We start from the raw sequence: 23,652 nt of genomic DNA, 5'->3' as shown, positions 1-23,652 counted from the left end.
AAATATGTTGAACGTTATGCGGAAAATTATCAAAACTGGAACCGTGACGGAGAAATGGGACGCTGCGTTGCCTCCGGTACGCTTCCGGGGAAAAGTGATAATCCAAAAGGGTAATTGCCGGAATTGCCAAAGCTGCGGCACTATTTGCCCGACCGGGGCAATTAAGATGGATAACGGATCACCGACAATTAACACCAATGCCTGTGTTTTTTGCGGGTGCTGTGTAGAAAAATGCCCGGAAGGTTGTTTTCAACAGACCAATCAGTATCAACTGGCTACTTTGGGAGGAGTTCTGGGGGAGGACGAGGCCGCACTGAAGGAGAAAATCCGTATGGTCCTTGGTCGGTCAATTCATGTCCGGCATGTAGATATTGGCTCGTGCAACGCCTGCGATTTCGAGATGACACATCTTTGCAATCCGATTTATGATATACAGCAGTACGGGGTCGACTTTGTAGCCTCGCCACGCCATGCTGATTTGTTAATGGTGACCGGGGTAGTGACCCGCAATTCTATGCAAGCGTTGCAGATGACTTATGAGGCGGCACCATTCCCGAAATTGGTAATGGCTGTTGGCAGCTGCGCCTGCAGCGGACAGGTTTTTGGGGATAGTTATGCCATACGGGGTGCAGTCAATTCTGTAATTCCTGTTGACATTTTTGTTCCCGGCTGTCCACCTCGGCCACAGGCGCTTATTCATGGTATTATGCTGGCGCTTGACCGTTTATAAATCGAACAAAATATTGTTATAAGTAATATAACCCATAGAGAGCGGGCGCCGCATCCTATGGGTTAATTTTTTGCCAATCGTGACTGAAGGAATGCTTATTCAGATAAAAAAACAGAAAAAATGCCGAATATGTAGAATATTAGAGTAGACTGGAGGAAGAGGAAAAGAAAACTCTGCGAGAAATCGATTAGTAAAAGAACTTCGGTGTAACTCCAATTTATCTTTGAAAGAAATCGGGAGGTTAGTAGAGTTGAGTGAATCCAGAGTTAGCCGGATTTTAAAATCGGCAGAAAGTAGCAAGCAAGAACCGTCCCGGCTTGCATCAAGTTAGATAGATCTCGGTTAATTAAAGCCTCTAATAATTCTTCTTTAGACTTAAAGTAGTAATAAATTGTCCCCTGGGCGACTCCCAGCATTTTGGCGATGTCACTAATTGCCGTTTCATGATAACCCTTTGAATAAAACAGTGGTTCTGCAGCATTTAAAATTTCAGTGATACGTATTTGGGGATCTTGTGGCGGTCGAGACATTGCTATCACCTCATTAATTGACTCGGTTCAAATTATATAATAATTAAGCGAAAAGCGTCCATAAATATTTTACCCATAAATCCTAAAAAGGGAAGATGAAAAGAAACAGCCTCCTATAGTCAGATTAAATGACTACATAGGAGGCTGTTTCTCATACGCCTGTAATACGACTCTCTTTATCTAAAACATTAGTTTTATTATATCTTTAACTTGTTCATTCACTACCTTATAACAAATTTCCAAACCATTTCTTTCCCCTTCAATAATGCCTGCCGACTTTAATTTAGCTAGATGTTGAGATACCGTCGATTGTGGCAAATTAAGGCATTCCTGCATCTTTGTTACGTTGCATTCATTGTTAAGTAATCCTCTGACTATACAAAGTCTTACAGGGTGTGCTATTGCCTTAAGCAGTTCGCTTTTTTGTATATAGTCTTTCATATCTTGCATTTTATCACCTTCATCTGACAAGAGATTAGATAAATAAATTAGTATCAGCTAATTCTGCCGCGCTTAAATAGGAGGCGACACCCGCAATTTCTATTCCGTCAATAAGCTCTTCTTCTTTTAGTCCCATTACATCTAAAGACATGCTGCAAGCAATAATTTTGACCCCTTGATCTTTGGCCTGAATGATCAAATCTTCCAGGGAAGAAACGTTCTTTTTGTTCATTATATAGCGGATCATTTTACCCCCCATACCACCCATATTCATGTTAGATATGCCGAGCTTTTCCGGACCCCGGGGCATCATCATGCTAAACATGGATTCAAGCAGATTCTTTTTGACGTTGACTTTATTAGGTTTTCTTAAGATGTTTAATCCCCAGAACGTAAAGAACATGGTCACCTTTCTACCCATGGCTGCTGCTCCGTTAGCTATGATGAATGCGGCCATTGCCTTATCTAAATCGCCACTGAATACAACCATGGTTTTATCATTGCCTGTGGAACTTATCAGTTTATTTTCCACTTGCAATTCACTGCCTTTCTTAATGTAGGCTGTTATAAACTGTGCTGATTTTTTTACCTCAAGTAACTGATTCCCTGTACGGTCACAGAAAGCTTTTATATCACGACCAAAAGCCGGATCTGTGGTATTTATTTCTAAGATATTGCCGGATTGCATTGAACTGAGTTCTTTATAAACTTGCATGATAGGACCAGGACATTGTAAACCGCAGGCATCGATTTTTACATCGGCTTGTATGTCTTTGGAATTGTAAGAGGAATCCTGAGATAAGTTATCTTCATATATTTCTTGAAAAATGCCCCTGTTTGATTGTTCTTGCACAGTCGCTATATAAGTTGTATATCCCCCGCTTAAATTTTTCACATGTTGATAGCCATTTTGAATTAATATTCTATACGCCAAATATCCTCTTAAACCTACCTGACAAAATAGAATAATTTCTTTATCGGTTGGAATTTCCCCAATTCTATTGCGCAAATCATCAAGAGGAATATTTATAGCTCCATCTATGGAACCCATATTGAACTCTAGCGGAGTTCGTACATCTATCAAAATTGAGTGTTCTTTATCCAACTTATTTATTTCATCCCAATGAATAACCCGGCAGTCTTCTTTTAATATATTAGACGCAACATAGCCTGCCATGTTTACAGGGTCTTTGGCGGATGAATAGGGAGGGGCGTAGGATAGTTCCAATTTTTCTAAATCGTGTACTGTCATTCCGGCGCGAATGGCCGTAGCGATGACATCAATTCTTTTTTCGACGCCTGTATAGCCGACTGCTTGTGCGCCTAGTATTTTTCCGTCTGCCGGTGAGAATAGAATTTTTAAGGAAATGGGGGTGGCCCCACGATAGTAGCCTGCATGAGATAAGGAATGGGTATATGATTTCTCATAGGGAATATTGAATCTCTTTAATGTTTTTTCATTATTTCCTGAGGAGGCCACTGTTAAGTCAAATACTTTTAAAACAGAAGTTCCTTGTGTTCCAGCATACTCCTCATATATGCCACAGATGTTATTAGCTACGATTCTGCCCTGTTTATTAGCCGGACCTGCTAGCGGGATGAGAGCAGGCCTGCCATTTACGTAATCTATCACTTCAATGGCATCTCCGACAGCGTAAATATCCGGATTGGAAGTTCTTAAACTTTTGTCGACCTTAATTCCGCCTCGTTCACCTAGTTCCAATTTGGCTGCTTTTGCCAATTTATTATCAGGAGTTACGCCAATACCTAAGACTATCATCTCTGTTTTGATTTCTGTTTGGCTATTAAGGGAAATAACTGAATATCGTTCTTCATGTCTTACCGACCTAACACCATCTTCTAAATAAACTTCAACGCCTTTTTCTTTCAAATGCTGATGTAATAAGGCAGCCATTTCAAAGTCAATGGGTCCCATAACTTGGTTGGCCAATTCCACTAAGGTAACTTTAATACCTCTTTCAGCCAGATTTTCTGCCAGTTCAATTCCGATAAACCCGCCACCTACTACAACTGCTCTTTTGGGTTGGCGATTGTCTACAAAATTTTTTATAGCGAAGGTATCCGGAATATTTCTCATGGTAAAAACGTTATCTGCGTTTAAGCCAGAAATATTAGGTTTGATAGGAGCAGCACCTGGAGAAAGAATTAGTTTATCGTAAGATTCTCTATAAGTAGTACCAGACTTAAGGTCGGTTACTTCGACCTCTTTTTTCTCAACATCAATACCTACAACCTCACTAAAAGTGCGTATGTCGATATTAAATCTAACTTTCATAGCTTCAGGAGTTTGCACTACAAGCTTTTCTTTTTCTCTAATCACTTCTCCTACATAATAAGGTAGGCCGCAATTGGCAAATGAGATATGTTCTCCCTTTTCAAAAAGAATTATTTCATGTTTTTCATTTAAACGTCTTAAACGCGCCGCTGCACTGGCACCACCGGCAACTCCGCCAACGATTAATATCTTCATACCATCATCTCCTCATACATCCGTATATCCATATATCTGTATATTACGATATATGGATGTGATATGCAACCACAAAATGCTTTCGAAGGCAAATAAATTCCAAATAAAAATGCGGGAAGCTAACGCCTCCAAGTACAATCAAATTTATTTGCTTGGAATGTGATGAAAAAGAAGATATACCGCATTGTCACATGTCAGGGGACAGGGGGACCGTGCTAATACGCATCTGTCCCTTGTAAGATAGAGTTAAGGAGGATGATCGTAACCCATGTGTTCTGACCCCACATTTTCTGCAATACCATTCAAAAAATAAATTTGTCGATGAAACTACTATCACTAAAGAGAAAACTAACATCATTGAGGCGGGAGGGGAGTTAGACAGCCTCAAGCTAAAACAGCGTGATAATAGTGAATAAAAAAGATCTTATTTACCTTTATAGTATCAAATATGATACTATAAAGGTAGGCATATGTGGAGGTCTGAATACCAGCGCATCTGCGCTCATTTGCGGTTAAAGGTAAAAATCGACGGCAGTAGTATTGCGGCTGATTTGTTAACAGTTGATGTTTGAATATATGCGTAGACCAGCTTTTCGCGAGGAACTGCTGAAAGTGATCATAAAATAATGCTACAACACGGTATTTGTTAAGTAAGAAGGTGTTTTTACGTATATCTATATAGACCTATGCGAACAATTTTCCTGTCAAATGTGCGGAACCTGCTGCCGCAATCACTGGCAGGTAACTATGGACGAAGCCAGTTACCGCCGGAATGAGGCGCTGTTTACTGCCAGTGGCCGTAAGAATGAGTTTGCTCAGGCGTTTATTGCACTTGATGGCCAGGGCGGCTATGGTGAATACGCCTATATTGCCAAACAGGCTGGGGGCGGCTGCTGGTTTTTGGATAACAGCAACATGTGCCTGCTGCACAAAGAGGCTGGACACAGCCATCTTGACGCTGTTTGCCGCACTTTTCCCCGTTACCCGATGAATACGGCGCGGGGGATTGAAATAACACTAAGCTTTAGCTGCCCGGCTGTGTTAAAACTGGCCGACCGGGATGAGCCACTGCGTATTGTTAGATCAGAAACCCAGCCGATTGACTTAGTCGATAATAACTACGCGGCTGAGATTTATCCGCAGCAGCAGCCGGACATGCAGCCGCTTCGCTACTATTTTGAGCTGGAAACCCATTTTATTGACCTTTTACAGTGCCGAACCATGCCGCTTAGCGAACGTCTGGCGTTTCTTGCCGATACAGCCAAGGCGGTAAACGGCCTATCTCAGGACCGCACAATCGCCCGGAAGTTAACGGCATTATTCAATCGCAATTATGATTGGCTGGATGCGCTGGCTGTGACCAGGACGCCTGCTGAGCCTGAGGCTGGTATAGGTTTACTTGAAAACTTCTTTGTCAGTTTATTGTTTAAAAAGCCTTTCTATATTTACGGCTTTGAAAAAACGCTGCGTTTATTTGACCATATGTGGCAGCACATCATGAATGCCGATGATATTGCTAAGACAATTATGAAACTTGAATTTCAATATGGCCACGACCGGCAGGCTCTGTTACGATAAAAATGGATATAAAAAGCGAGATTGCTTCCATATTGTTCGCAATGACGCAGCGAAGAAGGTTCTTCACTAGTCGAAAACGAGCGATGGCGGAGCAATCTCGTTTGTTTTTATTAACGTCTTACAACAGTATACGTGCTTAAGGTAGTACCACTTTGATCAACAAATGTGATATGAATAGGGTCATTGAAATTCAAGGTTAAGCGGTCAATCGGGATAACATCATTGGTCTTAGTCGCTGATAAACGATAGTTTTCCAGCGGGCTTTTGGTTCTGATGGTCACCGTCAGGTCATTGCCTGTCTGAACAACTTTTTCAATACCGATGCCAAAACCTCTGTCAGCGACTGAACCGATATGAGCGTATAATACGATCTGGCGGCCAAAATCAATCGAGTCAACCTTATCGACAATGATACCAGGAATCTCGGCGATATCAGCTGATGCCGGTTGGGCAAGCAGGACCCCCAGTTTCATATCTGCTGGATAGGTGCTTTGGTTCCAGGTCCAACCGGTAAAAGCATCGTTCGCATAGAGTGTCCGCTCATTGGCGGTAACCACCGGGCCGGTAGTACCATAGCCATACAGACTGGCCGGACGGTAGGTAGCCGGGTATTTGCCGTTGCCGATGCCCCGGATGGTGGTAATCACCCATCTGCCACTGCTTCTTTCTAAATCAACCTTGAATTTTTGCCCACTGGTTTTTACCTCGACAATCGCCTTGCCGCTTGCTACTGACAATAAGGTGAAGGTGTCATTATAAGCATCAAAACCGAACCTGCTGGCATTATCCTTGACCACATCGACTGGGTCGCCGTCGCGGATAACGCCGCCGTTATCGCCAGTAACAACTTCTTTTACACTAACGATTTTCCAGGTGTCATTATCTTTAGTTAAACGTACTTTAAAGGTTTTGCCATTATCTGTGCGAACTAAGACGTCGGCTTCATTTGAACTGTGTGATTGTAGTGAAAAGCTATCCCGCCTGGCATCAAAACCATACGCTGAGGCAGCTGCTTTAACGGCTGCTACTGGTGAACCCGAAACAGTCTGATTTTCTGTAGGACGTTCTTTGTCACGCTCGGTGGTGCGGTCAGTGGTACTGTCTTTTGTGGGCGCATTGGTACCATCTCCGGTGGCATCGCTGGGAGGAGCAGCCTCAGTTGTTGGAGCCGGAGAGGCCGTTACGGTGTTTTCAGCAGCATGAACCTTGGCGATGGGGAGACCAGGCAACAGAGCCGAGGTTACAACAGCGGCACCGGCGAGGGCGGCCACTAAACGTTTGTACTTACGCTTGGCACTTTTTCTACGGCTGGTGTGCGTCATGTTTTCCTCCTTTCGTTACCAAGGTTTTTTGATATTTAGTTTTAATTATTATCTTCAAAAATGGGCCGCAACAACCGCGGCAGTTTATGGTTGCTTAACCACTAAAAAAATCTGTAAAAAACACCAGTTTGTCGTCAACCAGTTTGAAAAGGAGTTTCAGCGGTGCTTGTATAATATACAGGTAAGCGTAGTGAATCAAACCATGCCTGTCGTTGATTACAGGCATGGACACAGATAGCGATGGTGGAGGACATAGTTGGGAAATAGGGTAAAGGCATATAAACTGTTTGTCTGTCTCATTGTATTTGTGGTAATTACATTCTTGTGGATTAGTGACAGCTTATCCGGTTCTACAGTGAAAGAAAGAATTGTTGTAGCTCCTCATCCGGTTTTGCGCCAGAAAGCGGCGCTCATTGACCGCCAGGACCATGAAGCAATCCAACTGCTAATAGAAATGGCAGATTATCTTGATGACAGTGTTCGGCCTATCGCCGGGATATCACTGCCGCAGGTGGCTGTTTCTAAACGCGGTTTTATAGTAATGATTGATGAAGAAGCCGTCATTATGATAAATCCGCAGATCACTAAACTCGGACAGGATGTGCCAAGTTTGGAGGGATGCTTAAGCCTCCCCGGTCAATATGGCTATGTTAACCGCAACTCGTCCATTCTGGTTGAATATCATGATGAGGACTGGGAAAAGCAAACGCTGCGGTTAGAGCAACTATACGCATTTGCTGTCCAACATGAACACGATCATTTAGACGGTATATTAATAACAGATAAAATGCTGGCAGATGTGCCGGTGTCAACCCGTAATAGTGATATCCCACTGGAATAAAGATAATTTTGTCTTTAAACAGCAGCCGGTCAGAGTTGATATGCGGGTAAAGCAAGTATTGACAGGACCAAAGCATCAATACTAAAGCTAATAATGACTAGAATTCAGGAGGTAGCTATGCCGCAGCTAATCATTAAAGGAATGAAATTAGAGAAAATAAAAGATATCAGTAAGCCGCTTGTGGATGAACTGCAGGAGATTATCGGCTGCCCACGTGATTATTTTACTATTGAAGCCGTGAACAGTATGTTTATAATGGATGGTCAGCAGACTGGGATTACTCCGTTTGTCCAGGTTAACTGGTTCGACCGAGGGCAAGAGGTGCAGGACCGAGTAGCAGCTATTATTTGCCGGCACGTAATGAGTGCAGGTTACAGTCAGGTAGAAACCTTTTTCGTAGTATTAGAGGAAAGCCGGTACTACGAAAACCAAACACATTACTAAGAAGCCTTGGCCAGGTAAGCTGTTCGGAGGATCAGGCGTCTTATAAGTGAGTGAGCTATTATCAGCTAAAGCCCGGACTGTGGGCAGGGGGCGTGTTGGAGGCTCTTTTTATATGAAAAAATCAATTTTGCAGGAAATACAAGGTACTGTCATTCAATATGCAAAGATTATTGCCCATGTTATTCGCGTAGATGTGGAAATTGTGGATGCTGACTTATTCCGTATTGCTGGCACCGGCGTTTATGACAGTGGCATTAATGAAGATATGTCCCGGGAAGGGTTTGTCTATAAACATGTATTGGCTACCGGCAAGCCACAGTTTATTGAGGACCCGGGCAAGCACGAACTTTGCGCTATCTGTCCTAAGCAGGATTGCTGTGATGAAAAACTGGAGCTATGTACTCCCATTACTCTGGGAGAGGAGATTATTGGGGTCATTGGCCTGATTTGTTTTGAGGAAGCGCAAAAAAAGCAATTGTTGCAGGATTTGAATTTTTACCAGCTGTTTCTGGAGCAGATTGCTGACTTTATCAGTGCCAAGGCGTATGAACGGCAGGAAAGTAAACGCAATCAGCGTATGATGGAAGTGTTGTTGCAGGTTATAGACAATGTGGACAAAGGGGTACTGGTGCTGGATGGAGATAGTAAAATTGTCCAGATTAATGACAGTGCCTGCAAACAACTTCAACTTACTGCCGAGTGTATTGGCAAGACGGTTTCTATGGCAGCTACCAGCGATTCCTTGTTGGGAGTGGAGGAATACAAGGTAACCATTGATCATTCCACCTATTTTCTTATGGGTAATTTATTGGATGTGTCATCGGGGTTGCCTTCCTATGACCGGATTTTTATATTTAACGAAATTAAAAATGTAAAATCGGGTATTTATAACTTAACCAAGGTAGATATGCCAGTCACCCTGGATAATATTGTCGGTTGTTCCCCGGTAACGCAACAACTCAAGACCAAATTAGCGAAACTTGCTGATTCTAATTCCACCGTTCTTATAATCGGGGAAAGTGGTACCGGTAAGGAGGTTGTGGCCCGGGCTATTCATGCTGTCAGTAATCGCAGTGATAAGCCTTTTATTGGCATCAACTGTGCTGCCATACCTGACACATTACTGGAAAGTGAACTATTCGGTTATGTGAAGGGGGCTTTTTCCGGTGCAGATCCCCGGGGAAAAATCGGTAAATTTGAACTGGCTAACAAGGGCGTTATCTTCTTAGATGAAATCGGTGATATGCCCCTGTATCTGCAGGTCAAGCTGCTGCGAGTATTGCAGGAACGAAAAATTGTACGCATTGGTTCTAACCAGTTGATATCTTTGGATATACGCGTCATTGCCGCTACCAACAAAGACTTAAAAGAGCTTATCAAAGAAAAAAAATTCCGGGAAGATTTATATTACCGATTAAATGTAATTCCCATAGAAGTACCGCCGCTGCGCAACCGGGTGGAAGATATCGAACCGCTGGTGAAATCCCTGATGGGAAAATATGGAGGATTGTTTAGCAAAAAGATTCGTGGTATTGACCACGAAACCATGGGGATACTGATGCAATACAGTTGGCCGGGGAATATCCGGGAATTAGAGAATACCATCGAGTTTATGATTAACATGGCAGATGAAAATGGTTGGTTGACCAGGGATACCCTGCCGCGAAGTTTTTTTGACAATCAGGCTGTTCAACCGGTTCAACGGGGAGTGGGGGAGTTTAAATCTTTGCGCCAAATAGAACAAGAACATATTTTACAAGTTCTCCAGCGCTTTGGAGACACAACCCAGGGAAAACTGGCCGCTGCCAAACAACTGGGAATAGGTATTGCCACATTGTACAGGAAATTACATGAAATTGAAGAAGCCCGAAATATATCGACATAACGATAAAAGATAAGTGATTCAAGCATTAATAATGCTATCTAATATATGCTATCTGCCTAATTGCTTTGCGATTAGACAGATAGCATATATTTTTTTCGTCCTATCACAAAGTATAACTTTCGCCTGTATAAGGGCAACATCGGCTTGGGATTGGCAACCCATTTTTCCACTGATTTATCAAATTGATAAAAAATAGTAGAAAAAGCAGGTATGTGGAAAGCAAAAGGAGCGCTGTATTCCTATTCGCCGAGCAAAAGAAGTGCTTAATCAGGCAACTTTATCAAAATGATAAAGTTATTATTTTGATAATGAAATATTTGGAATATACAGACTAAATAGACGCAAGTTTTAGAGCCTAAGGGGGACGAAGCAAAAAAATAAGTAAAACGCGCCTTGCTCTACAGCGTGTGCAGTACCGGTTCAGCCTCGAGGAATAAGAAATTTCTAGGTATCAGATAAGTTTGGCATGGTCTTTGCATAAATAACTAGTAACAACGGATTTAAACCAGAAAAGAGGTACAAGAATGGAGCAAAAGATTAAATGGGTTAAAAATCAAATGATGGATAAAAAAGAGAAGGCATCTATTGATTTTTTGAGCTGTCAGGAAATACGTAAGGTGAGAGAATTTCACAAGAGTTTTCCTGAATATAGCGAAACCCCGCTGCGTCGCCTGGATGCGCTGGCCAGCTATTTGGGGGTAGGCGGTGTGTATGTAAAAGATGAATCCTATCGCTTTGGGTTGAATGCTTTCAAAGTGCTGGGAGGTTCTTACGCTATGGGTAAATACCTGGCACAGCGTTTGGGTGTAGACATAGACAAACTGGATTATACACGGCTGACCTCTGATGAGGTTCGCAAACAATTAGGGGAAATTACTTTTACTACGGCTACCGATGGCAATCACGGACGGGGTGTCGCCTGGACGGCTAACCGGCTAAAACAAAAATCTGTTGTGTATATGCCAAAAGGCTCTTCTCTTACTCGACTGGAGAATATCCAGGCAGAAGGAGCGGAAGCGTCGATTACCGACTTAAACTATGATGACGCAGTGCGCCTGGCTACCGAAAATGCTAATAAGTATGGTTGGGTGGTAGTACAAGATACGGCCTGGGAGGGATATGAAGAAATTCCTACCTGGATTATGCAGGGTTATGGGACAATGGCTTTGGAAGCTTTGGAACAACTACAGGCCATGGGTGTGGAAAAACCCACTCATGTGTTTGTGCAGGCAGGGGTAGGTTCTTTAGCCGGTGCGGTACAAGGTTTCTTTGCCTCGGCCTGTGAAGGTGAAACTCCTATAACTGTCATTGTAGAATCCGATCAGGCCGACTGCTTATATAAATCGGCTTTGGCCAATGATGGCAAACCAAGAATTGTTGCCGGGGATTTAGCCACTATTATGGCTGGTTTAGCTTGTGGCGAACCTAATACTATCGGCTGGAATGTGCTTAGAGATTACAGCTATATGTTTGCTTCCTGCCCTGACTGGGTGGCGGCTAAGGGAATGCGATTGCTGGGCAATCCTCTGGCTAAAGACGCCAGAGTAATTTCCGGTGAATCAGGAGCCGTTACTGCCGGTCTTGTAGCAGAGCTTATGACTAACCCGGCTATGGCGGAAGCCAAAGCCAAACTAGGCCTAAACGAAAAGTCAAGAATTCTGCTGTTTAGCACCGAAGGCGATACCGACCCGGTAAAATATCGCAGCATTACCTGGAATGGAGAATACCCTGTCCCGGCTATATAGGACTTCCTTATCCTGATAGAGAGTATAACTCTCGCCTGGATAAGGGCAACATCAGCTTCCGCTTCGCCAAAGGTTCGGCGCAAGCCGTGTTTCTTATGGCAGGGACAAATATATAATCAAAAAAAGGAAAGGGGTTACTAATTTGAAACTGGAATTTGAAAAGATTATGGAGCTTGCCCAAAAGTATGAACCGGAAATCAGTAAATTTTTACGCGATATGATCGCCATCCCCAGTGAAAGCTGCCAGGAGGAAAAAGTTATCCTTCGTATCAAAGAAGAAATGGAAAAAGTGGGATTTGACAAAGTGGAAATCGACCCTATGGGTAATATTTTAGGCTATATCGGTCATGGCAAACATCTTATCGCCCTGGATGCCCATATTGATACAGTAGGGATCGGCAATCCGGAAAACTGGAAATATGATCCCTATAAAGGGTATGAGGATGAAGAAATCATCATCGGCCGGGGGGCCAGCGACCAGGAAGGCGGTATGGCTTCCATGGTATATGCCGGTAAAATCATTAAAGACCTTGGCTTAGAAGACGACTATACTTTAGTTGTGGTTGGGTCGGTACAGGAAGAAGACTGTGACGGCCTTTGCTGGCAATACATTATTCAAGAGGATAAACTGCGTCCTGAGTTTGTGGTAAGCACTGAGCCGACAGACGGCAAAATTTACCGGGGCCAGAGAGGACGCATGGAAATCCGGGTAAAAACCACAGGCGTGAGCTGCCATGGTTCGGCACCCGAACGGGGCGATAATGCCATCTATAAAATGGGCCCCATCCTTAGCGATTTAAAAGCTCTGCATGAAAACTTAATGGATCATGACTTCCTGGGCAAAGGCAGCTTGACGGTTTCAGAAATCTTCCATACTTCTCCTTCGCGTTGTGCAGTGGCCGATAGCTGCTGGATTTCCATCGACCGACGGTTAACTGCCGGCGAGAGCGGCGAATATGCCATCCAACAAATTAAAAATCTTCCTTCGGTAAAAGCAGCCAATGCCGAAGTAACTATGTATACCTATGAAAGACCTGCTTATACCGGTTTGGTATATCCAACTGAGTGTTATTTCCCAACTTGGCTGATTGAAAACGAACATCCTGTATGCCATACCCTGGTAGATGCCTTCCAAGGCTTGTTCAAGGAAGAGCCCAAAGTAGACAAATGGACCTTCTCCACCAACGGCGTATCCATTATGGGCCGCTACGGCATTCCCTGCATCGGCTTTGGTCCCGGCCATGAAGACCAGGCCCATGCTCCTAACGAACGCACCTGGAAGAAAGAGCTGGTAAACTGCGCTGCCATGTATGCGGCTATCCCGTTGATTTATACCCGAAAATACGCAGACAAAATGACGGAACGCACCGAAAATCTGGTATAAACTCCATATTCGCGTTAGTTATGGTAATTACACCATAATTAATATATAAAAATATGAAAATTTCAGGGAGGAATTTATAATGCAATCTATTTTCAGAGGAAGACATTTTATTAATTTGGAAGATTTCACCAAAGAGGAAGTAGATACCATGCTTGAGGTCTCATTGGACCTGAAGAAGAAATTTGCCATGGGTGTTCCAACTCCTTATTTACTACATCAATCTATGTTTCTAATGTTCTTTGAACAATCCACCCGTACCAGAAACTCTATGGAAGCTGGGTTTGCCCAATTAGGCGGTCATGCAGGGTTCCTAGATTCGAGCAGCATGCAGATAGCTCACGGCGAAAGTGCCAAAGATACGGCAATCATATTGTCCCGCTTTGGCCACGCTATTGCCTGCCGTTACTGCAACTGGGGCTATGGCAACAAATACCTCACTGAAATGGCCAAGTGGTCATCAAAACCCATTATGAACCTACAATGCGATCTGTATCATCCGTTCCAAGCCCTGGCCGACCTCATGACCATGAAGGAAAAAATCGGCGATTTAAAACGGGTAAAAGTATCCATCATCTGGGCCTATGCCGAAAGCCACAAAAAACCTATCTCAGTACCGGTATCCCAAGTACTGCTCTTCCCTCGCTATGGCATGGACGTTGTTCTGGCTCATCCAAAAGGCTGGGAGCTGCCTGACTGGGTAATTGCCCAAGCTAAAGCCAATGCCGAAAAATACGGTGGTACCGTTACCGTTACCGACAACGAGGCCGAAGCCTACGAAGGCGCTCATATCGTAATTCCGAAAAACTGGGGCAACTGGGTAAATGACCAAACCGGCTTGGCTGCTTCCGGCGCCGTAGCCGTCGTGGATGACAAGCTCAAAGCTCAGAAGTCCTGGAAATGTACCCAAGCAAAAATGGCTACAGCAGATAAAAACGTAATGTATATGCATGCGCTGCCGGCCGACCGAAACAATGAAGTAGAAGATGCCGTTATCGACGGACCGCATTCCATTGTATATGATGAAGCCGAAAATCGTCTGCACACAGCTAAAGCTATTATGACGCTGCTAATGGGTGGAAGATAAGTATGGCCAAGTTAGCTGTTATCGCTATTGGGGGCAACTCCTTAATTCGGGATAACACACGTCAGACAGTAGAAGACCAGTATGATGCCGTTTGTGAGACCGCTAAGCATATTGTCGGTATGATAGAACAAGGGTATGAGGTCATCATAACCCATGGCAATGGGCCCCAGGTAGGTTTTATTCTTAGACGGTCGGAAATTGCTAACGAAGTAGCGGGAATGCACTTCGTACCCCTGGTAGCTTGTGGTGCTGATACCCAAGGGGCCATCGGCTATCAGATTCAGCAGGCCATGGATAATGAATTTAAGAAAAGAGGCATGGACAAAGCTGCCATTACACTGGTTACGCAGGTAGTGGTAGACAGCAACGATCCGGCTTTTCAAAAACCGACCAAACCTATTGGCTCCTTCTATACCCAGGAACAGGCCGAAAAAATCCAAAAAGAGCATCCTGACTGGGTTATGGTAAGTGACTCGGGGCGCGGTTTCCGCCGGGTAGTGGCTTCTCCTCTGCCCCTGGAAATTGTCGAGAAAGACGTTATCGATAAATTGGTGCGGGACGGCTACTGCATGATTGCGGTGGGCGGCGGGGGTATCCCGGTTATCCGGCAGGAGGATGGCAGTTTTAAAGGCGTCGATGCTGTGATTGACAAAGACTTTGCGGCCAGCTTGCTAGCCTCGCAGATTCAAGCCGATGAACTGATTATATCCACCGGTGTACCCAAAGTATATTTAAATTACGGCAAACCAGAAGAGAAAGCCTTAGATAGAGTTACCCTTGCTGAACTGAAAGAATATGTAAAAGAGAATCATTTTGCGCCTGGCAGCATGCTGCCCAAGATTCAGGCGGTAATTAAATTCCTGGAAAATGGCGGCAGCAAAGCTATTATCACTAATCCTGAATCTTTAGAAGAGGCAGTAGCCGGAAAAACGGGAACTCACGTATATTCATCCGATGACTAACCCGCTCTAAAACTCCCAGCTTCCCCAAGTGGGAGTGAGAGCGGATAAGTCTCTGGATAAGTGCGACTAACCTTCAGATGGGGTTAAAACCCCACCTGAAGCTAAGTCTACTTTATAAAAGCAAGGCAGAGATACTCCCTGTTTAGGAGTATCTCTGCAGTAATGTAATCCAATATGGGTGTCAGCTCTAGATGAAAGTTGCGGGTGGCGTGAGCAGGCGGGTGAGAATCACTCCCGCCTGCCCGATCACCACCTCTAGTTAATAAAAGATTCACAAGTACTGTAAAAACAGTGGCCAATCAGGCCTTGATTGGCAAAAACCAAATTGAGGTTGGAAAAATCCGCGGAAAAGACGTGTTATCAAGCCACTCTTGCTCTGCTGCGGCAAGCAGCAAACGCCGCCGGAGGATGGGGTTTACGGCAAAGAAACACGTCTTCCGCTTAAAGTTTGCTATTAGACAGACATTATAATATGTAGCCGGGCAACCGTGATGATCAGGCACATATTAGAATTATGCAGTATCTGGCAGGTGTTGCGCCTGTTCTCAGCACGTCAATCAAATGGCAGAGAATGGCCAACAGCATAAGGACTTGGTAGGTTCACGCACTTCGCAAGTAAATGAATGCAACTAAATTTGCGAATTATTTGAAAAAGAGGTGCTAGTCAAAAGTGGAAAATAAAGTAGCTCCTGTTGATGAAATGCTGCCAAAAGGACAGTTATTTACTTATGGACTACAGCATGTTATGGCTATGTATGCCGGTGCAGTGGCAGTACCGCTCATTATTGCCAATGCATTGGGTCTACCACATGAACAGGTGATTTACCTCATTCAATGTGACTTAGTGGTGGGAGGAATCGCCACAATGATTCAGGCGTTGGGTTTTTGGAATATGGGGATTAAGAGCCCCATAATGCAAGGGGTATCATTTGCTGCCGTTGCGCCTATGATTCTGGTGGGCAAAACTCATGGGTTAGCCGGAATTTTCGGTGGTACTATTGCCGCTGGAGCAATTGGCTATTTCTTGAGTCCTTTCTTCAGTAAACTTATTCGTTTTTTTCCAAAAGTAGTAACAGGCACTATTATTACCCTGATTGGTGTGTCACTTTTGCCTGTAGCGGTGCGCTGGGCAGGAGGCGGTAACCCGGCTGCACCTGATTTTGCCGATTTGCAGAATATCGGCCTGGCTTTTACCGTATTAATCATTATTGTTATTCTGTACCGCGTACTCACAGGTTTCTGGAGCAATATTGCTGTACTGATGGGTCTGGTGATTGGTACACTGGTTGCCATTCCGTTCGGCATGACTAACTTTTCACAAGTATCAACAGCCGCCTGGTTTTCCGTTGTTACCCCTCTGGCTTTCGGTATGCCCATATTTGATATAACTTCCATTATTGCAATGACACTGGTGTTCCTGGTTATCATGACTGAAACCACCGGTGATATCATTGCTGTAGGCGAGATTGTCGGCAAACCGGTAAATCAGGACGACTTGGCCCGGGGTCTTAGAGCTGATGCATTTTCTACCTTACTTGGTGGTTTTATGAATACCTTCCCGCATTCGGCTTTTGCTCAGAATGTCGGCCTGCTGGCTATGTCCGGCATCAGAAGCCGCTATGTGGTAGTTGCTGCCGGTATTATTCTGGGTTCTCTCGGCTTATTCCCCAAAGCGGCTGCCGTGGTGGCTGCCATTCCCAACCCGGTGCTTGGCGGCGCAGGCATTGCCATGTTTGGTATGGTAGCCACCAGCGGCATCCGCGCTCTGGCAAAAGTGAAGTTTGAAGGCAATCATAATGCCATGATTGTAGCCATTAGTTTAGGGGTTGGCCTCATTCCGCTGGCCGCACCCGGTTTTTACCATAAACTGCCGCAATTTGCCCAATTAATTCTTCACAGTGGCATTACCGCCGGCAGTATTGTCGCTCTTACCCTCAACTACTTCTTTAACGAATGTGGCAAAAAAGTTGATGATGTTGACGTACAAGCAGAAACGGCCAGCCATCATTGTTAAGGTATAAACCTTTCCTAAACAGGAGGGATTAATATGTATAGTTTTATACTAAACGGTCAGCCGACTGCCTGTGATACGGATATAAACCTGCTGGAGTACCTGAGAGATTATGCCCGCCTTACTTCGGTAAAAAACGGCTGTGCCGAGGGGGCCTGCGGGGCGTGTATGGTGCTGCTGGACGGAAAAGCCATGCGGGCCTGCGTGCTGACAACTGCAAAAATCAACGGTAAAACGCTATTAACAGTCGAAGGCTTGTCCGAACAGGAAAAAAACATCTATAGCTGGGCATTTGCCGCTGCCGGTGCTGTGCAATGTGGCTTCTGCATACCAGGCATGGTGATTAGTACCAAAGCTTTACTGGATAAAACTTCTGACCCCACGCGTGGCGAAGTAAAAAAAGCATTGCACGGCAACGTCTGCCGTTGCACAGGCTATGTCAAAATCGAGCAGGCAGTGCTGATGGCTGCCAAAGCCCTGCGCGAAGGGTATATCCCGCCAGCGGATATTGCCTATAAAGTAGGCGACAGAATGCCGCGTATCGATGCCAAAGACAAAGTGTTAGGGTTGGCCGAGTACGTGGATGATATGTATATTGAAGGTATGTTGCACGCTGCCGTTTTACGCGCACCTAGCGCCCGTGCTTTTATTAAAAGCATTGACATTTCGGCTGCCCAGGTGCTCCCTGGCGTCGAAGCCGTCATTACCGCCAGAGATATTCCCGGGCGGCGCCATCAGGGACACATTATTCCCGATTGGCCGGCCTTTATTGCCGCCGGGGAAGAAACCCGCTATATTGGTGACGCACTGGCGGCAGTAGCTGCCACCAGTAAAAGGATAGCCCAAGAGGCTATAAAGCTGATAAAAGTCGATTATGAGGAGTTAGTCCCGCTAACCTCTCCCAGCCAGGCACTGGCCGAAGATGCGCCGCAGCTTCACCCCAAGGGCAATCTGCTGGCCAAAACAGTGCTTAAACGTGGCAATGTGGATGCAGCTATTGCCAAGGCCATACATGTCGTAACCCAGCGATATACCACTCCGCCCACCGAACACGCCTTTCTTGAACCTGAGAGTGCCCTGGCAGTCCCGAATGCTGATGGCACGTTGACGGTGTATACGGCAGGGCAGAACGTTTACGACGATCACCACGGCATTGTTTCACTGCTGGGGGTGGAAGAAAACCATGTACGCATCATCAGTAAAATAGTGGGCGGCGGTTTTGGCGGTAAAGAAGATTTGTCTGTACAGCATCATGCTGCTCTCTTAGCCTGGCAGACCAAAAAACCGGTGAAAAATACGTTGTCCCGTCAGGACAGCATTAATATCCATCCCAAACGACACGCCATGGAGATGGAATTTACGACGGCCTGTGACGAAAATGGTATCATCACTGCCATGAAAGCCCAATTGCTTGCCGATACCGGCGCCTACGCCTCGCTGGGCGGGCCGGTATTGCAGCGGGCCTGTACCCATGCCGCCGGACCGTATCAAATTGAGAATGTGGATATTGTCGGTTTGGGCGTATATACCAATAATCCGCCTGCCGGCGCTTTCCGGGGGTTCGGCGTAACACAGTCATGCTTTGCTATGGAAAACAACATTAACCTGCTGGCTGAAAAAGTCGGTATATCCCAATGGGAGATACGCTGGCGCAATGCCATCGAACCCGGCAAGGTTTTGCCTAACGGTCAAATTGCCGACCAGGGTACCGCCCTGAAAGAAACCCTGCTGGTTGTTAAAGAGGCATTTGAAGGCAGTCCCTATGCCGGTCTTGCCTGTGCTATGAAAAATGCCGGCCTCGGTGTTGGCCTGCCCGACATTGGGCGGGCCAAGATAAAAATCGAGGACGGTAAAGCCGTTATCCTAACAGGTGCCGCTTGCATTGGTCAGGGTTTAGCAACTGCTATGACCCAGATTTTGTGTGAAACAGCAGGTCTTGAATATTGCCAAACAGCCATGGCTGTGCCTGATACCTATCTTACACCCAATTCCGGTACCACAACAGCCTCACGCCAGACAGTTTTTACCGGTGAGGCCGTACGCCGGGCGGCGCTAAAACTTAGGGAAGCACTGGCAGCAGCCAAGATAAGCGAGTTGGAAGGCCGTGAATTTTATGGTGAATATTCCGGTGTAACCGACCCCATGGGTTCTGATAAACTTAACCCGGTAAGCCACGTTGCCTACGGCTACGCCAGTCAGGTAGTTATCCTGGACGAAGCAGGCAAGCTGGTCAAAGTAGTAGCTGCTCATGATGTCGGCAAGGCCATCAATCCAATAGGGGTTGAAGGTCAGATTGAAGGTGGCGTGGTTATGGGACTGGGTTATGCCCTAACTGAAGACTTTCCGCTGAAAAATGGGATACCACAAGTTAAATTCGGAACCCTGGGTCTTTTCCGGGCTGGCAGTATCCCTGAAATCGAAAGTCTTCTGGTAGAGAAAAATGAAGCTGAGCTGGCATATGGCGCCAAAGGCGTAGGTGAAATCACTAGCATTCCCACCGCTCCTGCAGCTGCCGGTGCCTATTTCAGACTGGACGGGAAAATCCGCACGGATTTGCCGCTTGCCCAGACACCCTATAGCCGTAAAAAATGATTAATTATTTGGAGGTATTAACCTATGAAGACAATTATTACGACAGATAAAGCTCCGGCCGCTATCGGGCCTTACTCTCAAGCCGTCAAAGCCAACGGCCTGTTGTTTATATCAGGCCAACTGCCGGTAAATCCGGCTGACGGCACTGTTGCGGCCACAGTAGAAGGCCAGGCCAAACAATCACTGGAAAACGTAATGGCTATATTGGCCAGTGCCGGACTGAGTGCCGAAGCAGTTGTCAAAACCACCGTTTTCCTAAAAGATATGAATGATTTTGCTGCCGTTAATGCTGTTTATGCACAATACTTCACCAAGGACTTCCCGGCTCGTGCCTGTGTCCAAGTAGCCCGCCTGCCTAAAGATGTGCTGGTAGAAATAGAGGCCGTTGCTCTCTGTTAACCGACCTGAACCAATAAGCAACCCCTAAGCTTATATTGACAGCCTGCCTGTAAACTAATTCGTCGTATATATAAATGAAATAAATGGGAGGAATCACTATGGGAGACTTAATGAGACCGGTTCCCCTGCCTGAACTTGTTGCACGGATTATCGAAGAATATGCGGCCGATCGTTCCGTCTTTGGCTACCCAGCCAGCCATTTCTTTCATAAGCAAAATGGCAAAACTTTTTCCCTGTTTGGTGAAACCATCGAAACTGCCGTAGGTCCTGCCGCCGGGCCGCACACCCAGCTGGCCCAGAATATTGTGGCAGCATACCTGGCCGGTGCCCGCTTTATTGAGCTTAAGACCGTTCAGGAACATGAGCCGCCTGTGGCCAAACCTTGCATTGATGCCGATGATGAAGGTTTTAACACCGAATGGTCAAGTGAGTTCACGGTAGAAAAAGCGTATGAAGAATACATCAAAGCCTGGGTGCTGCTGCATGTAGTGGAGGAAGTCTTTGATCTTAGCCAAAGCGGCAAACGTTCCTTTATCTTTAATATGAGCGCAGGCTATAATCTGGAAGGCATCCAATCGCCGCGTATGGACGCCTACCTCAATAACCTGAGGGATGCTTCCCGTCACCCGTACTTTCTGCAATGTCTGGCTGAAGTGGAAACCCTTGTTGCTGAGGGCGGCTTCCTGAAAGGTACTGGATTGGAAGATCGCCTGGCCCAGCTTACAGGCATCGCGGGGCGCATCTCAGGCAATGTCTGCCAGTCAATTACCTTGTCCACCATGCACGGCTGTCCGCCTGCTGAAATTGAAAGAATTTGCGTATACTTGCTGACCGAAAAGAAAATCGACATGTATGTAAAACTTAACCCCACGCTGCTGACTTACCAAGGTGTGCGTTCTATTCTCGACAGCACCGGCTTTGACTATGTCGAATTGTCCGAAGACGCCTTCGACCATGATTTGCAATATGCCGATGCCATCCCCATGCTGACCAGACTCAAAAAAGGGGCAGACGCTCAAGGCCGTTTCTTTGGTGTCAAGCTGACCAATACCCTGGGTTCGGTCAACTTTAAAGGCAAGCTACCTGGTGGAGAGATGTATATGTCAGGCCGCGCCCTGTTCCCGCTGTCTATTAATCTGGCTGCTAAAATCTCGGCAGAGTTTCAGGGGGAAATGCCCATTTCCTTCTCTGGCGGCATTACCGAACATAATGTATTAGAGGTATTTGCCACAGGCATTAAGCCTGTCACTTTGGCTACCGAGCTGCTCAAACCAGGCGGTTATGCCCGCATGGCGGCCATTGCCACCAAACTGGAAACAGCTTCCGGCTGGGAAGTTAATAAGATTGATGTTGCCAAACTGCAAGCGTTAGCAGAAAAAGCCCTGACTGCCGACTACTTACAAAAACATTTCCGCGGCCATGCCAAAGCCTCCATCAAGAGCCAACTGCCGCTGTTTGATTGTGCTGCCGCTCCTTGTAAAACGGCTTGTCCCATCAACCAGGACATTCCTGAATACATTCGTCTGGCAGGGCAAAAGCGTTATGCTGAGGCACTGGCGCTTATTTATGAAAAGAATGCCCTGCCAGGTATTACCGGGACCATCTGCGACCATGCCTGTCAACACAACTGTACCCGTCTGGATTATGAAGGTTGTGTGCAGATTCGCGAGATTAAGCGCCTGGTTGTCGAGCAAGGCTGGGATGAATACCATAAAAATTATATACTGCCCCAGAGCAAAAACGGCATCAAAGTTGCCGTGATGGGTGCCGGCCCGGCTGGTCTGGCCTCAGCCTACTTCTTAGCCCGTGAGGGCTTTAGCGTGATAGTATATGAAACACGCGAAAGCGCCGGCGGTACCGTAAAGCATGTCATTCCTAATTTCCGAATCAATCGCGAGACAATTGACAGCGATATCAACTTTATCAAAGCACATGGCGTCGAGTTTGTTTTTAACTCCAGCCCTGACCTTACTCCCGCCGGCCTCAAACAACAAGGCTACAACTATGTAATCGTAGCCGTAGGCGCTGGCGCGGAAAAACTCTTTACTCTCAAAGCGGAAAGCGATAAACAACCGCAAATCATTCCGGCCTTACAATTCCTGGCCCAGTTTAACCAGGATGCATCTGCCCTCAACTTAGGCAAAAGCGTTATTACCATCGGTGCCGGCAACACGGCCATGGACGCCAGCCGTACGGCTTTACGGGTAAAAGGCGTGGAAACAAGTGCCATTGTGTACCGCCGCTCCATCAGGGAAATGCCTGCCGACCGTGCCGAATACGACCTGGCTGTGGCCGATAACGTAGACTTTAATTTTTTGGTCAATCCGGAAAGAATTGACGACCAGGGCAAGCTTGTCTGCCAGGTCATGCAGCTCGGCAAACCTGACGCCGGCGGCCGCCGTCAGCCCGAACCTACCGGCGAGTACAAGACCTTTACAGCCGATACCATCATTATCTCAATTGGCGAAGACATCAATACAGCTCTGCTTACCAAATTGGGCATTACCACTCAGGGCCAGCAATTGACCAACTTAGAGAACGTGTACTTAGCCGGCGATGCCAGACAGGGTGCTTCCTCAATCGTTAAAAGTATTGCCGATGGCCGCAGAGTCGCGGACGCCATCTGCCAAAAAGAAATTGCCGGTTTTAGAGTAAAAGCCGATACAATAGGAAAAGGCCATTGCGAGCAGGCGCAGGAAATTGCCAACAAAAAATTTGGTTTGAGAGGTGCTGCGCCGCTGACGAATGAAGGTCCCGGTAAAGTCGACGTTGCAACAGGCGACAGAGAATACAGCCGCTGTTTAGAGTGCAACTATGTTTGTAACAAGTGCGTAGAAGTCTGCCCCAACCGCGCTAATCTGGCCATTTATTTAGACGATGGTTTCGCTAACCACAACCAGATTATCCACTTGGATGCCTTCTGTAACGAATGCGGCAACTGTGCTGGCTTCTGTCCATGGGAAGGCCGGCCGTTCACTGACAAGATTACGGTATTTAGCCGTCGTGACGACTTTGACCATAGCCAGAACAATGGCTTCTTAGTAGAAGGTGACACCGTGGTAGTGCGTATCAACGGTGAGGTTACTACCCACCACCTGGAAAACGGTCAGCTCCAAGCTACCGGTAATGCAACCTTTACCCAGATGGCCCAGGTATTTAATTACCTATACACTAACCGGACGGCGCTGTTCGGTCGCGTAGAGGAATAAGGGG

The 23,652-nt window shown here is 46.0% G+C and carries 17 protein-coding genes; 13 read left to right on the top strand and 4 right to left on the bottom strand.

Features of this window, described 5'->3' with window-relative positions; all coding sequences use genetic code 11:
* Nucleotides 1-4: 4 nt before the first annotated feature.
* Nucleotides 5-730 carry an NADH-quinone oxidoreductase subunit NuoB gene (gene nuoB, locus VN447_RS01415; RefSeq protein ID WP_325522058.1) on the top strand — a complete coding sequence of 242 codons (726 nt, stop codon included), beginning with the start codon at nucleotides 5-7 and terminating at the stop codon, nucleotides 728-730.
* A 266-nt stretch (nucleotides 731-996) separates the two neighbouring features.
* On the opposite strand, the gene VN447_RS01410 is transcribed toward nuoB, so the two are convergent.
* The 3 genes from VN447_RS01410 to VN447_RS01400 form a co-directional block, all read right to left on the bottom strand.
* The gene (locus VN447_RS01410; RefSeq protein WP_325522056.1) at nucleotides 997-1,260 is read right to left on the bottom strand and encodes a TetR/AcrR family transcriptional regulator; all 264 of its coding nucleotides are present in this window, start codon (nucleotides 1,258-1,260) and stop codon (nucleotides 997-999) included.
* Nucleotides 1,261-1,440: 180 nt separating this feature from the next.
* Entirely contained in the window at nucleotides 1,441-1,710 is a 270-nt protein-coding gene (locus VN447_RS01405; RefSeq protein WP_325522054.1) for a metalloregulator ArsR/SmtB family transcription factor, read from the bottom strand.
* 25 nt (nucleotides 1,711-1,735) lie between these two features.
* Nucleotides 1,736-4,192 carry an FAD-dependent oxidoreductase gene (locus VN447_RS01400; protein ID WP_325522052.1) on the bottom strand — a complete coding sequence of 819 codons (2,457 nt, stop codon included), beginning with the start codon at nucleotides 4,190-4,192 and terminating at the stop codon, nucleotides 1,736-1,738.
* A gap of 672 nt (nucleotides 4,193-4,864) precedes the next feature.
* Between VN447_RS01400 and fliB the strand changes: the two genes are divergently transcribed.
* Complete coding sequence (gene fliB, locus VN447_RS01395; protein ID WP_325522101.1) at nucleotides 4,865-5,770, top strand: flagellin lysine-N-methylase; 906 nt, start codon at nucleotides 4,865-4,867, stop codon at nucleotides 5,768-5,770.
* A gap of 110 nt (nucleotides 5,771-5,880) precedes the next feature.
* Here the strand turns inward: fliB and VN447_RS01390 are convergent, their stop codons facing one another.
* Nucleotides 5,881-7,092 carry a hypothetical protein gene (locus VN447_RS01390; RefSeq protein WP_325522050.1) on the bottom strand — a complete coding sequence of 404 codons (1,212 nt, stop codon included), beginning with the start codon at nucleotides 7,090-7,092 and terminating at the stop codon, nucleotides 5,881-5,883.
* 256 nt (nucleotides 7,093-7,348) lie between these two features.
* On the opposite strand from VN447_RS01390, the gene VN447_RS01385 reads away from it, so the two are divergent.
* The 11 genes from VN447_RS01385 to ygfK all read left to right on the top strand — a co-directional run bounded on the left by VN447_RS01385 (nucleotide 7,349) and on the right by ygfK (nucleotide 23,648).
* On the top strand, nucleotides 7,349-7,933 hold the full coding sequence (locus VN447_RS01385) for a peptide deformylase (protein ID WP_325522048.1): 585 nt from the start codon (nucleotides 7,349-7,351) through the stop codon (nucleotides 7,931-7,933).
* Between the two features lie 117 nt (nucleotides 7,934-8,050).
* Nucleotides 8,051-8,377, top strand: coding sequence for a DUF1904 family protein (locus tag VN447_RS01380; RefSeq protein WP_325522046.1), 327 nt, complete (start codon nucleotides 8,051-8,053; stop codon nucleotides 8,375-8,377).
* A 112-nt stretch (nucleotides 8,378-8,489) separates the two neighbouring features.
* Nucleotides 8,490-10,262: a sigma 54-interacting transcriptional regulator gene (locus VN447_RS01375; protein WP_325522044.1), complete on the top strand. Its 1,773-nt coding sequence runs from the start codon at nucleotides 8,490-8,492 to the stop codon at nucleotides 10,260-10,262.
* 524 nt (nucleotides 10,263-10,786) lie between these two features.
* Nucleotides 10,787-12,007, top strand: coding sequence for a diaminopropionate ammonia-lyase (gene dpaL / locus VN447_RS01370; protein WP_325522042.1), 1,221 nt, complete (start codon nucleotides 10,787-10,789; stop codon nucleotides 12,005-12,007).
* A 142-nt stretch (nucleotides 12,008-12,149) separates the two neighbouring features.
* Nucleotides 12,150-13,391: a YgeY family selenium metabolism-linked hydrolase gene (locus VN447_RS01365; protein ID WP_325522040.1), complete on the top strand. Its 1,242-nt coding sequence runs from the start codon at nucleotides 12,150-12,152 to the stop codon at nucleotides 13,389-13,391.
* Between the two features lie 79 nt (nucleotides 13,392-13,470).
* A complete protein-coding gene (locus tag VN447_RS01360) occupies nucleotides 13,471-14,475 on the top strand; it encodes an ornithine carbamoyltransferase (RefSeq protein WP_325522038.1) in 1,005 nt (334 codons plus the stop codon).
* A gap of 2 nt (nucleotides 14,476-14,477) precedes the next feature.
* On the top strand, nucleotides 14,478-15,437 hold the full coding sequence (gene arcC, locus VN447_RS01355) for a carbamate kinase (protein WP_325522036.1): 960 nt from the start codon (nucleotides 14,478-14,480) through the stop codon (nucleotides 15,435-15,437).
* Nucleotides 15,438-16,137: 700 nt separating this feature from the next.
* Nucleotides 16,138-17,451 carry a nucleobase:cation symporter-2 family protein gene (locus tag VN447_RS01350; RefSeq protein WP_325522099.1) on the top strand — a complete coding sequence of 438 codons (1,314 nt, stop codon included), beginning with the start codon at nucleotides 16,138-16,140 and terminating at the stop codon, nucleotides 17,449-17,451.
* A gap of 33 nt (nucleotides 17,452-17,484) precedes the next feature.
* Nucleotides 17,485-20,040: a selenium-dependent xanthine dehydrogenase gene (xdh, locus tag VN447_RS01345; protein ID WP_325522034.1), complete on the top strand. Its 2,556-nt coding sequence runs from the start codon at nucleotides 17,485-17,487 to the stop codon at nucleotides 20,038-20,040.
* Between the two features lie 24 nt (nucleotides 20,041-20,064).
* The gene (locus VN447_RS01340) at nucleotides 20,065-20,439 is read left to right on the top strand and encodes a RidA family protein (RefSeq protein ID WP_325522032.1); all 375 of its coding nucleotides are present in this window, start codon (nucleotides 20,065-20,067) and stop codon (nucleotides 20,437-20,439) included.
* Between the two features lie 98 nt (nucleotides 20,440-20,537).
* Nucleotides 20,538-23,648, top strand: coding sequence for a putative selenate reductase subunit YgfK (ygfK, locus tag VN447_RS01335; protein ID WP_325522030.1), 3,111 nt, complete (start codon nucleotides 20,538-20,540; stop codon nucleotides 23,646-23,648).
* Nucleotides 23,649-23,652 lie beyond the last annotated feature (4 nt).

It is taken from the genome of Sporomusa sp. (genome assembly GCF_035561155.1).
Classification (GTDB): Bacteria; Bacillota; Negativicutes; order Sporomusales; family Sporomusaceae; genus Sporomusa.
The sequence above is the reverse complement of the archived record's forward strand: the minus strand, read 5'-3'. Positions and strand labels throughout refer to the sequence as shown.

What these genes read in the sequence shown, in the direction of transcription:
- nuoB (WP_325522058.1), top strand. Translation starts at nt 5, where the DNA reads ATGTTGAACGTTATGCGGAAAATTATCAAAACTGGAACCGTGACGGAG.
- VN447_RS01410 (WP_325522056.1), bottom strand. Translation starts at nt 1,260, where the DNA reads ATGTCTCGACCGCCACAAGATCCCCAAATACGTATCACTGAAATTTTA.
- VN447_RS01405 (WP_325522054.1), bottom strand. Translation starts at nt 1,710, where the DNA reads ATGCAAGATATGAAAGACTATATACAAAAAAGCGAACTGCTTAAGGCA.
- VN447_RS01400 (WP_325522052.1), bottom strand. Translation starts at nt 4,192, where the DNA reads ATGAAGATATTAATCGTTGGCGGAGTTGCCGGTGGTGCCAGTGCAGCG.
- VN447_RS01390 (WP_325522050.1), bottom strand. Translation starts at nt 7,092, where the DNA reads ATGACGCACACCAGCCGTAGAAAAAGTGCCAAGCGTAAGTACAAACGT.
- VN447_RS01380 (WP_325522046.1), top strand. Translation starts at nt 8,051, where the DNA reads ATGCCGCAGCTAATCATTAAAGGAATGAAATTAGAGAAAATAAAAGAT.
- VN447_RS01375 (WP_325522044.1), top strand. Translation starts at nt 8,490, where the DNA reads ATGAAAAAATCAATTTTGCAGGAAATACAAGGTACTGTCATTCAATAT.
- dpaL (WP_325522042.1), top strand. Translation starts at nt 10,787, where the DNA reads ATGGAGCAAAAGATTAAATGGGTTAAAAATCAAATGATGGATAAAAAA.
- VN447_RS01360 (WP_325522038.1), top strand. Translation starts at nt 13,471, where the DNA reads ATGCAATCTATTTTCAGAGGAAGACATTTTATTAATTTGGAAGATTTC.
- arcC (WP_325522036.1), top strand. Translation starts at nt 14,478, where the DNA reads ATGGCCAAGTTAGCTGTTATCGCTATTGGGGGCAACTCCTTAATTCGG.
- VN447_RS01350 (WP_325522099.1), top strand. Translation starts at nt 16,138, where the DNA reads ATGCTGCCAAAAGGACAGTTATTTACTTATGGACTACAGCATGTTATG.
- xdh (WP_325522034.1), top strand. Translation starts at nt 17,485, where the DNA reads ATGTATAGTTTTATACTAAACGGTCAGCCGACTGCCTGTGATACGGAT.
- VN447_RS01340 (WP_325522032.1), top strand. Translation starts at nt 20,065, where the DNA reads ATGAAGACAATTATTACGACAGATAAAGCTCCGGCCGCTATCGGGCCT.
- ygfK (WP_325522030.1), top strand. Translation starts at nt 20,538, where the DNA reads ATGGGAGACTTAATGAGACCGGTTCCCCTGCCTGAACTTGTTGCACGG.